The sequence below is a fragment of the Methylobacterium sp. NEAU K genome, from assembly GCF_030700285.1.
In the GTDB taxonomy this organism is placed as follows: Bacteria; Pseudomonadota; Alphaproteobacteria; order Rhizobiales; family Beijerinckiaceae; genus Methylobacterium.
The window spans coordinates 86,677-96,580 of the sequence record NZ_JAUYZJ010000021.1 but is presented as its reverse complement, the minus strand read 5'-3'; the positions used below and the strand labels follow the sequence as shown (position 1 = coordinate 96,580).

The 9,904-nt window shown below is 70.3% G+C and carries 7 protein-coding genes; all 7 read right to left on the bottom strand.

The features are described 5' to 3' along the window. The gene (locus Q8W67_RS17490) at positions 1 to 774 is read right to left on the bottom strand and encodes a ferredoxin--NADP reductase (RefSeq protein WP_305547841.1); all 774 of its coding nucleotides are present in this window, start codon (positions 772 to 774) and stop codon (positions 1 to 3) included. A 241-nt stretch (positions 775 to 1,015) separates the two neighbouring features. Further along, positions 1,016 to 1,966, bottom strand: a complete 951-nt coding sequence (locus Q8W67_RS17485; RefSeq protein ID WP_305547839.1) for a ring-cleaving dioxygenase — start codon at positions 1,964 to 1,966, stop codon at positions 1,016 to 1,018. Positions 1,967 to 2,116: 150 nt separating this feature from the next. Then, positions 2,117 to 3,412, bottom strand: a complete 1,296-nt coding sequence (locus Q8W67_RS17480) for a pitrilysin family protein (RefSeq protein WP_305547837.1) — start codon at positions 3,410 to 3,412, stop codon at positions 2,117 to 2,119. Between the two features lie 111 nt (positions 3,413 to 3,523). Next, positions 3,524 to 4,933, bottom strand: coding sequence for a pitrilysin family protein (locus Q8W67_RS17475; protein ID WP_305547835.1), 1,410 nt, complete (start codon positions 4,931 to 4,933; stop codon positions 3,524 to 3,526). 161 nt (positions 4,934 to 5,094) lie between these two features. Then, positions 5,095 to 5,757 carry a hypothetical protein gene (locus tag Q8W67_RS17470; protein WP_305547833.1) on the bottom strand — a complete coding sequence of 221 codons (663 nt, stop codon included), beginning with the start codon at positions 5,755 to 5,757 and terminating at the stop codon, positions 5,095 to 5,097. A gap of 160 nt (positions 5,758 to 5,917) precedes the next feature. Next, positions 5,918 to 6,418, bottom strand: coding sequence for a signal peptidase II (gene lspA / locus Q8W67_RS17465; protein ID WP_305547831.1), 501 nt, complete (start codon positions 6,416 to 6,418; stop codon positions 5,918 to 5,920). A 217-nt stretch (positions 6,419 to 6,635) separates the two neighbouring features. Then, positions 6,636 to 9,611: an isoleucine--tRNA ligase gene (ileS, locus tag Q8W67_RS17460; RefSeq protein ID WP_305547829.1), complete on the bottom strand. Its 2,976-nt coding sequence runs from the start codon at positions 9,609 to 9,611 to the stop codon at positions 6,636 to 6,638. Positions 9,612 to 9,904 lie beyond the last annotated feature (293 nt).

Below are 9,904 nucleotides of genomic sequence, written 5' to 3'. Positions count from 1 at the left end.
CTACTTCTCGACGAAGGCCTTTTCGATGACGTAGTGGCCGCCCTCGCCGTGGTTGCCCTCCTCGTAGCCGCGGCCCGAGAGCAGCTCGCGGGTGTCGCGGATCATGTCGGGGCTGCCGCAGAGCATGAACCGGTCCGCCTCGATCGACATCTCCGGCAGGCCGATATCCGAGAACAGCTTGCCAGAGACCATCAGGTCGGTGATCCGGCCGCGGTTGCGGAACGGCTCCCGGGTCACGGTCGGGTAGTAGATCAGCTGGTTCGAGATCATCTCGCCCAGGAACTCGTGCTTCGGGAGGGCCTCCGTGATCGTCTCGCCGTAGGCCAGTTCCTGCACCTGACGGCAGCCGTGGACCAGCACGACCTTCTCGAACCGGTCGTAGGTCTCCGGATCCTTGATGATCGACAGGAACGGGGCCAGCCCCGTGCCGGTACCGAGCAGGTAGAGGTGCCGGCCCGGAAGCAGGTTGTCGAGCACCAGCGTGCCGGTGGGCTTCTTACCGACGATGATCGGGTCGCCGACCTTCAGGTGCTGCAGCTTGGAGGTCAGCGGGCCGTCCTGGACCTTGATCGAGAAGAACTCCAGTTCCTCCTCGTAATTGGCCGAGACCACCGAGTAGGCGCGCAGCAGCGGCCGCCCGTCCACCTCAAGGCCGATCATGGTGAACTCGCCGTTGCGGAACCGGAACGCCGGGTCCCGGGTCGTGCGGAACGAGAACAGGTTGTCGGTCCAGTGATGAACCGACAGAACGCGCTCCTCGTAGAACTTGCTCATCGACGGATCAGTCCTCGAATCCTCTGATGCTCGGGTCATGCTCCCCCGGGTATTCGGGGTGCATGAGGTTCGGCGGACGACCGCCGCCTCGCCCCGGCGGGGGCGGACCCCGCGAGCCAGTTCGCCGGGATCCGGATGCAAACATACGTTCGGTGCTTCTTTCGCAGTTGCAGCACGCCCGTCAAGGCGCTCCGGGATCACACCGGCCGAAGAAGTGAATGGCCTGGAATCGTTCGAATATTTAACCCCCGCCGCTGGGCCGGAGCGGCTTCAGGCCGGCTTCGATCTCGGCCCGGCGCGGCTCCAGGAACGGCGGCAGGGCGAGGCGCTCGCCCAGAGTCTCCAGCGGCTCGTCGGTGGTGAAGCCGGGACCGTCGGTGGCGATCTCGAACAGGATGCCGTTGGGCTCGCGGAAATAAAGGCTGCGGAAGTAGTAGCGGTCCACCGGGCCGCTGGCCGGCACCCGGGCGGTCCTCAGACGGTCGGCCCAGGCGCCGTAATCCGCGTCCGGGATGCGGAAGGCGACGTGATGGACCGCGCCCGCTCCCTGCTGCGCCGGCGCGAAAGCATCGGCCAGGAGCTGGACCTCGGCGGCCGGACCGCCGGGCCCCATTTCGTAGACCTCCACCGGCCCTTCGCCCGTCTCGAAGGTCCGCGCCCGGCGCATGCCGAGCACCTCGGTCAGCACGGCGGCGGTGCGGCCGGGCGCCGGCACCGAGAGCCGGATCGGGCCGAGGCCGCGGATCTGATAGGCCGCCGGCACCGGCGAGGCGTCCCAGGGGTGCTCCGGGCCGGTGCCGCCATCATCGACCAGGGCGAGGCGCTGACCTTCGGGATCCTCGAAATCGACGGTGAGGCGGCCGTCGCGCAGGGTGGGCTCGGCGAGCACGGTTCCGGCCTCGCGCAGGCGCGCGTGCCACCACGCCACCGCGCCTTCTCCCGGCACGCGCAGATGGGTGCGGGTGATGCTGCTCGAGCCGCGCCGCTCCCGGGGCGCCGGCCAGTCGAAGAAGGTGATGTCGCTGCCGGGGCTCGCCAGCCCGTCCGCGTAGAACAGGTGATAGGCCGAGACGTCGTCCTGGTTCACCGTTTTCTTCACGAGCCGCAGACCAAGCGTGCGGGTGTAGAACGCGACGTTTTCCGCCGCGCGGGCGGTCACCGCGGTGAGGTGGTGGATGCCGGTGAGCTGCATGTCTTTCGGGGGTTCGCTCCGCTACGCCTCACGTAGGGATCGACGCCCGGGTTGCGAGCGCACGGCTGGCCTGCGGCATGCGCTTGCCGCGCACGACAACCTGCGCGCGCAGGGCCCGATCCTCCGGACCGAACCCCGCGCGACGAGCTCTCAGAGCCCGACCGGCCGGCCGGCGGCGACCACCAGCATGCGCCCGTCCGCGAAGGTGCGGGCGGCGGCGCGACGAATGTCGGCCTGGGTGACGGCCGCCACCAGGGCGTTGCGACGGGCGATGTAGTCCATGCCCAACTCCTCGAAGGCGATCTGCACGAGCTGGTGGGCGATCTTGGTCGAGGTGTCGAAGCCGAGCGCGTAGGAGCCGGTGAGGTAGTCCTTGGCCTTCTGAAGTTCGTCGTCGTCGGGCCCGTCAGCGATCAACCGGCCGATCTCGTCGCCGATCACCGACAGCGCCTCGCCGACGCGCTCGTTCTTGGTGGCGGTGTAGCCCCAGGTGATCGCCGCGGACCGATGGCTGACCAGAGAGGTCCCGACCGAGTAGGCGAGCCCGCGCTTCTCGCGCACCTCCTGGAACAGGCGCGACGTGAAGGCGCCCCCGCCCAGGATATGGTTCAGCACGTAGGCCGGGATGAAGTCCGGATCGCGCCAGGCCACGCCCGCCATGCCGAAGCGGATCACCGACTGGGGCACGTCGAGGTCGACGACGATGCGCCGGCCGAGATCCTGCACCTCCGTTCGCGGCACCGCCTTCAGCGCTCCGGCCTCCGGCAGGGCCCCGAAGGCGCGGTTCAGGCCCTCCGCGAGCTGCTCGGCCCCGATCGCGCCGACGGCTGCGACCTTCACACGCCCGCGCCCGATGATGCGGGCATGCATCGCCAGCAGGTCCTCGCGGGTGATCGCGGTGACGCTCTCGACGGTGCCGGAGGAGGGGCGGGCGTAGGCGTGGCCGGCGAACGCTTCCTTGAAGAAATGGCGCGAGGCCAGGACACCCGGGTCGTTCTGCTGGTAGCGCAAGCCGGCGATGACCTGGCCGCGGACGCGCTCGATCGCGTCCGGGTCGAGGCGGGGCTTGGCCAGCGCCAGAGCGAGGAGCGCGATGCCCTCCTCGGCATGCTTGACCAGCATCTTGAGCGAGCCCCCGATCGCGTCGGGCCCGGCATGGAACGACAGCTCGATCGCCCGGGCGGCGAGCCGCTCCTGGAAGGCGTCCGAGGCGAGGTCGCCCGCGCCCTCATCGAGGAGCCGCGCCAGCATCTGCGCGCAGCCGGCCTTGCCGGCCGGATCCTGGGCCGCGCCACCCTCGAACGTGAAGGCCAGCGCGATCATCGGGACCACGGGGGATTCGACGTGCCACGCCTCGATGCCGGCAGCGGTCGTCACCGGAAGCGCCGTCGTCGGCGAGTTGGCGGCGGGGGCGGCGGTGTCGACCAAGTTCTCGGCCAAGCTCATGGAAACCTCTTCAATCTTGTCGCGGGCGTCGGCGGAGCGGGCCAAGGCTCTCAGTCTGATGCGCGCCCCGACGATGGGCCGGATGCCGCACCGTCAGGACGAGCCCTGAGCCTATTCCGCGGCCATCGCGACCGGGGCGTCGGGGTCCTGCGCCTTGGTCAGGTAGCCGGTGACCGAGCGGGCCGGCGTCAGCCACCGCTCGGCGGCGGTCTTGAGGCGGTCCTGCGTCACCGCCTCGATGTCGGTCGGCCAGCGGCGGACCTCCTCGATGGTCTCGCCGATCGCCAGAGCCGAGCCATAAATGCGGGCCAGCGACGACTGGCTGTCGGACGAATAGACAGTCTCGGCGACGAGCCGGGTCTTGGCGCGCTCGACAGCCTCGGCACCCAGGGCCTCCGAGGGGGCCCGGCGCAGAACCTTGTCCACGGCCTCCTCCAGCGTCTCCAGGGAGACGCCCTCGGCGGGCACCGCGTAGACGGAGAATCGGGTCTCGTCGATCGCCGAGCCCATGTACCAGGCACCGGCATTCACCGCGAGGCCGGTCTCCATGACCAGCTTGCGGTAGAGGTAGGAGGTCGAGCCGCCGCCCAGCACCTCGGCCAGCAGCTCCAGGTCGTGGCAGCCGCCGTTGCGGGCGGTGATGCAGGAGGGGGTGAGGTAGAGCCGCTGCAGGGTCGGCTGCTCGACCTTCGGGTCGGCCACGGCGACCCGGCGGAGCGCCTTCGGCTCGGGCTCGCGCGCCCGCAGGCGCTCGGGCCGCGTTCCCTGGGGGGCGACGCGGCCATAGGTGTCCTCCGCGAGACGGCGGACCTCGTCCGGGGTCACGTCGCCGGCCACCACCAGGATCGCGTTCTCCGGGGTGTAGAAGCGCTTGTAATAGGTCAGCGCGTGCTCGCGGTTCAGGCCCTCGATCTCGTGCATCCAGCCGATGATCGGGATGCCGTAGGGATGGTGCACGAACAGCGAGGCCGCCATCGCCTCGGAGAGCTGGGCGGAGGGATCGGTCTCGACCCGCATGCGCCGCTCCTCGAGCACGACGTCGCGCTCGGGAGCCACGATGGCGTCGTCGAGGACGAGCCCGCTCATGCGATCGGCCTCGAATTCCATCATGGTGCCGAGATGGTCGCGGGCGACCCTCTGGAAATACGCGGTGTAGTCGTAGCTGGTGAAGGCGTTCTCCTGGCCGCCGAGGCCCGACACGGCCTTGGAGAAGGCGCCCACCGGGTGCTTCTCGGTGCCCTTGAACATCAGGTGCTCGAGGAAGTGGGCGATGCCGGACTGGCCAAGCGGATCGTCGGCCGAACCGTTGCGATACCAGATCATGTGGGTGGCTACGGGGGCCCGGTGGTCGGGGACCACCACCACGTCGAGGCCGTTGTCGAGGGTGAAGGCCGTCACTTCCGGTCCGCCCGCCTCGGAGCGCCCGAACGGCGCGGCCTCTCCCCGGCCGGCGCTGCCGCCGTAGGGCGAACCCGGACGCAGCGGGAAGAGGGGTGGCGTCGCCTTCCTGAACAGGTGCATTCCGCTTTCCTTCTGCCGGCCCCGCTCCCGTGCGCGCCTCGTCGCGAGACGCATGCCCAGACCGCGGCCGTCCTCGTCGCCGGCGGGCAAGAGCCGTACCGGGACAAACATCTCATGTCGCCATGCCGGAGCGCCGTTGCAACCGCGCCACGGCGGACGGGCTACTGCTGCGCGCGCTGGCGCAGATAAGTGCCGGGATCGGCCTCTTCGCGCTCGCGGCTGGCATTGTTGATCGGGTCGCCCGTCGGCCGCTGGGCCAGCTTCTTCGGAGATTGCCGGTAGCCGGTCGGCGGATCGGTGAGCACGTCGCGGGACGGCTCGACATCGGAGGGCTCGGCATTCGCGCTCTTGCCCTGCAGCAACTCGAACGGGCTGAGAAGGCTGTCGTCCCGGTTGTGGTCGCCGGGCTTGCGCTCGGCCGTGGTGGTCACGTTCGCGCCGGCGCGCCGTCCGTTCCGGATCTCGTCCACCGAGAGCGTGGCGTTGTTGTCCTCGTAGCGGCCCTGGGCTTGATTGCCCTTGGGAAGGCGCCGTTCCGCGGCCGCGCGCTCGCGCTCGGCGATCTCGGGGTCCTTCGGCCAGGCCGTGCTGGTGGAGCGGGCCCGGGGTTTGGGCAGCGCCTTGCCGTCGAGCTTGGGCGGCATCACCAACGGCGGACGCTCGTGGTAGTCGATCGGGTCCTGGCGCTTCTCCAAGAGGCCGATGCCGGAGAGCGCATCGCGCATGAACTCGCCGCTCTCCTGTGCCCGTGCGCCGCCGGCCAGCAGCGGGGTCAGTGCGACTGCGGCGGAGAGGATGAGACGAAGCCTGCGGTGCCCGGTCATGCTGCCTCACGGGTTCCGGCCGGGGTTCCGGCGCGGGGACGGCCGCGACGCGGCCTGATCCGACGGGTCCCGGCCTGGGACCGATTTCCGGCGATCGTATGGCGCCTTGACCGAGTTGCGCCAGTGCCGCGAGACGCGCAGCACCTGTGTGTTGCGCGGATCACGGGCGCGGCGCCGGATCGGTCTGCGCACTTCGCCCGGACGGGCGCAGGCTGTCGAGGATCAGGCCGATCACACCCGCGACGATCGCGGCGTCGGCCACGTTGAACACGTACCAGGACCAGCCGCCCGCATGCAGGTGGACGAAGTCGAACACCGCTCCGTAGGCGGCCCGGTCGATGGCGTTGCCCAGTGCGCCTCCGACGATGAGGCCGAGCGCCACCCCCAGGAGCCGCGAGGTCGCCCGCAGCATCCAGAGCCCGAGGCCGAGGGCGGCGGCCAGCGACAGGATGACCAGCAGCCAGCGTCCGAGCCCGCTCTCCTGCTGGAACAGCCCGTAGGAGACGCCGCGGTTCCAGACCACCACGAAGTCGGCGAACGGCCCCAGCCGCCATGGCTGGGTCAGCACGAGGTCGGTGCCGAGGTAGAGCCCGATCTTCGAGGCCTGGTCGAGGACCAGGGTGAGGAGGAGGGCCAGCAAGCCGGCGCGGGCGGGGGTCATGGGCGGTGACCGGAGGACCGATGCCCGACGGGCGCATTCCTCCCCCCTCCGCGGGGGAGGGTGGCCCCTGCGTCAGCAGGGGTCGTGAGAGGGGAGCGCCCCTTCCGAAGACGTCGCGACGGGCGACACATCCGCCAGCGTCGCGCCGCCCCTCTCCCCCCCGGCTCCGCAGGGCACCCTCCCCCGCGGAGGGGGGTGGGCGTTGTCGCGGGCCTCATCACGCCGCGCTGGCCTCCGGATGGGCCGCATCCCACTCGCGCAGGGCCTGCGCATCCCGCGGCGTCACATCGGGATAATCCGGGTCGCCTCCGACCGCGGTGCTGACCCGCCACGAGCGGGCGCATTTGCGCCCTTCCGCGGGGCTCGGCACCACGGCGACGCCGCGCACCTCGTCGATCCGGAACGCGTCCCCGGGTCCCTCGCCGGACACCACGGTGATGTCGGAGGTGATGCAGGTGTCGGCGAAGTCGCAGCCCTCCAGGGCGGCGAGCAGCTCCGGGTCCGAGACGTAGACGGTGGGAGCCGCCTCCAGGCTCGCGCCGATGCGCTTGGCCGCGCGCTCGATCTCGAGCGCCCCTGTCACCGCGCGCCGCACCTTGCGGATCTTCTGCCAGCGCGTCGCCAGCGCGTCGTCGCGCCAGGCCGCCGGGGTCTCCGGCAAGGTCTGGAGGTGCACCGAGCCCTCCCGCGACGGATAACGGTCGAGCCACGCCTCCTCGGCCGTGAAGGCCAGCACCGGCGCGAGCCAGACCACGACCCGCCGGAACGTCTCGTCGATCACCTGCAGCGCCGCCCGGCGCGTCACCGACGAGATCGGATCGCAGTACAGCGCGTCCTTGCGCACGTCGAAGTAGAACGACGACAGGTCGCCGGTCATGAAGCCGTTGAGCAGGGCCACGACCCGCTTGGTGTCGTAGGTCGCGTAGGCCTCGCGGATCTCGCCGTCGAGTTCGGCCAGCCGGTGCAGGATCAGCCGCTCCAGCTCCGGCATTTTTTCCGGATCCACGTCGTCGCCCGGCACGCGGTGGGCCAGCGAGCCCAGCATCCAGCGCAAGCTGTTGCGCAGCTTGCGGTAGGTCTCGGCAAACGTCTTGACGATCTCCGGGCCGATCCGCAGGTCGTCCGTGTAGTCGGAGGCGGCAACCCACAGGCGCAGGATGTCGGCGCCGGAATCCTTGATCACGCTCTGGGGCGCGACGACGTTGCCCTTCGATTTCGACATCTTCAGGCCCTTGCCGTCGAGCACGAAGCCATGGGTCAGGACGATGTCGTAGGGCGCCCGGCCGCGGGTGCCGGAGGATTCGAGCAGCGAGGACTGGAACCAGCCCCGGTGCTGGTCGGAGCCCTCCAGGTACATCACCTTGTCCTGGCCGCCGTCGCGGACGCGCCGCACACCGGCGAGCCCCGGGAAAGCCTCCGGATCGTCCAGCACGAAGGCATGGGTGGAGCCGGAATCGAACCAGACGTCGAGGACGTCCGACACCTTCTCGTAGGCGGCGGGATCGTGGTCCGGGGCCAGGAAGCGCTGCGCGGCGTCGTCCCGGAACCACACGTCGGCGCCCTCGGCCGCGAAGGCGTCGCGGATGCGGGCGTTGACGCCCGCATCCTTGAGGATCTCGCCGGTCTCCCGGTGGACGAACACGGTGATCGGCACGCCCCAGGCGCGCTGGCGCGAGACCACCCAGTCCGGCCGGTTTCCGACCATGCCGGTGATGCGGTTTTTTCCTTGGGGCGGGACCCACTGGGTGTCGTCGATCGCCTGCAGCGCAACCTCGCGCAGGGTCCGGCTGCCCAGGCTGTCCACCGGCCGGTCCATGGCGATGAACCATTGCGGGGTGTTGCGGAAGATCACCGGCTTCTTCGAGCGCCAGGAATGCGGGTACTGGTGGCGCAGCACCCCGCGGGCGACGAGGGAACCGGCCTCGGTCAGCGCAGCGATCACCGCCTTGTTGGCGTCGCCCTTCTCGCCCTTGTCGGTGAGGACCCGCTTGCCCTCGAAGCCGGGGGCGGCCCTGGTCAGCGCGCCGTCCGCGTCCACCGTGTAGGGGATCGTCGTGTCGATCCCGCGTTGGGCGAGGGTGCGGCCAGCGGCCATCCAGAGCTCGAAATCCTCCCGGCCGTGGCCGGGCGCGGTATGGACGAAACCGGTGCCGGATTCGTCGGTGACGTGGTCGCCGTCGAGCATCGGCACGTGGAAATCGTAGCCGCGGCCGGCGAGCGGGTGCGCCAGGGTGAGGCCGGAGAGCGTCTCCGGGCTCACGTCGGCCACGCGCTCGAACGCCTCGACCCGGGCTGCCTTGAACACGGTGGCCGCCAGACTGTCGGCGAGCAGGTAGGTCTGCCCGGGCGTGGCCCAGTTCTCGGCGGGCGCCTGCGTGACCCGGTAGAGGCCGTAGACGATCTTCCTGGAATACGCGACGGCCCGGTTGCCCGGCATGGTCCAGGGCGTGGTCGTCCAGATCACCACCCGCGCACCTGCCAGCGCCGCGTCGGCCCCGTCCCGGATCGGGAAGGCGACGAACACGGTGTCGCTGACATGCTCCTCGTACTCGACCTCCGCCTCGGCGAGCGCGGTCTTCTCGACCACCGACCACATCACCGGCTTGGAGCCGCGATAGAGCTGGCCGCTCATCGAGAACTTCATCAGCTCGTCGGCGATCACCGCTTCGGCCGGGTAGGCCATGGTCGCGTAGGGATGGTCCCAGTCACCGGTGACGCCGAGCCGCTTGAACTCCGCGCGCTGCACGTCGAGCCACTGCGCCGCGAAGGTCCGGCATTCCTGCCGGAACTCGATCACCGGCACGTCGTCCTTGTTGCGGCCCTTGGCGCGGTACTGCTCCTCGATCTTCCACTCGATCGGCAGGCCGTGGCAGTCCCAGCCGGGGACGTAGTTGGCGTCGAGCCCGAGCGCGCCTGCCGAGCGCACCACCACGTCCTTGAGGATCTTGTTGAGCGCCGTGCCGATATGGATGTTGCCGTTGGCGTAGGGCGGGCCGTCGTGCAGCACGAATTTCGGCCGGCCCGCGGCCGCCGCCCGGATCTTGCCGTAGAGGTCGATCGCGGCCCAGCGCTCCAGCAGCAGCGGCTCGCGGGTCGGAAGGCCGGCGCGCATCGGGAACTCGGTGCGCGGCAGGAACAGGGTCTTGGAATAATCGCGGGCGGACTCGGGCGGCGCTGTCTCGGGGGTGGTCATCGGGTCTCGCATCGGCGGTCGGGCCGGCGGCAACGGGCCGGCAAGAAGGGGAGTCAGGGCGGATCGGGCGGCAGGAAATCCCGGACCTCCGCGCGGCCGCGCCGAAGCGGGCCCTCAGGCGGAGGCCGGGCCGGTAATTCGAATCGGGCGGCCGAAGCCGCGCAGGGCGCGCAAAGCGTGCATCGCCCGTTCTCTATCAGCGGCATCGGCCCGATGCCAGCGGCAGCGCCGATCACGCGGATGCGAGCCCGGATGAGACCTTTCGGCGCCTGAACCGTTGACCGGTACACCCT

What these genes read in the sequence shown, in the direction of transcription:
- Q8W67_RS17490 (WP_305547841.1), bottom strand. Translation starts at nt 774, where the DNA reads ATGAGCAAGTTCTACGAGGAGCGCGTTCTGTCGGTTCATCACTGGACC.
- Q8W67_RS17485 (WP_305547839.1), bottom strand. Translation starts at nt 1,966, where the DNA reads ATGCAGCTCACCGGCATCCACCACCTCACCGCGGTGACCGCCCGCGCG.
- Q8W67_RS17480 (WP_305547837.1), bottom strand. Translation starts at nt 3,412, where the DNA reads ATGAGCTTGGCCGAGAACTTGGTCGACACCGCCGCCCCCGCCGCCAAC.
- Q8W67_RS17475 (WP_305547835.1), bottom strand. Translation starts at nt 4,933, where the DNA reads ATGCACCTGTTCAGGAAGGCGACGCCACCCCTCTTCCCGCTGCGTCCG.
- Q8W67_RS17470 (WP_305547833.1), bottom strand. Translation starts at nt 5,757, where the DNA reads ATGACCGGGCACCGCAGGCTTCGTCTCATCCTCTCCGCCGCAGTCGCA.
- lspA (WP_305547831.1), bottom strand. Translation starts at nt 6,418, where the DNA reads ATGACCCCCGCCCGCGCCGGCTTGCTGGCCCTCCTCCTCACCCTGGTC.
- ileS (WP_305547829.1), bottom strand. Translation starts at nt 9,611, where the DNA reads ATGACCACCCCCGAGACAGCGCCGCCCGAGTCCGCCCGCGATTATTCC.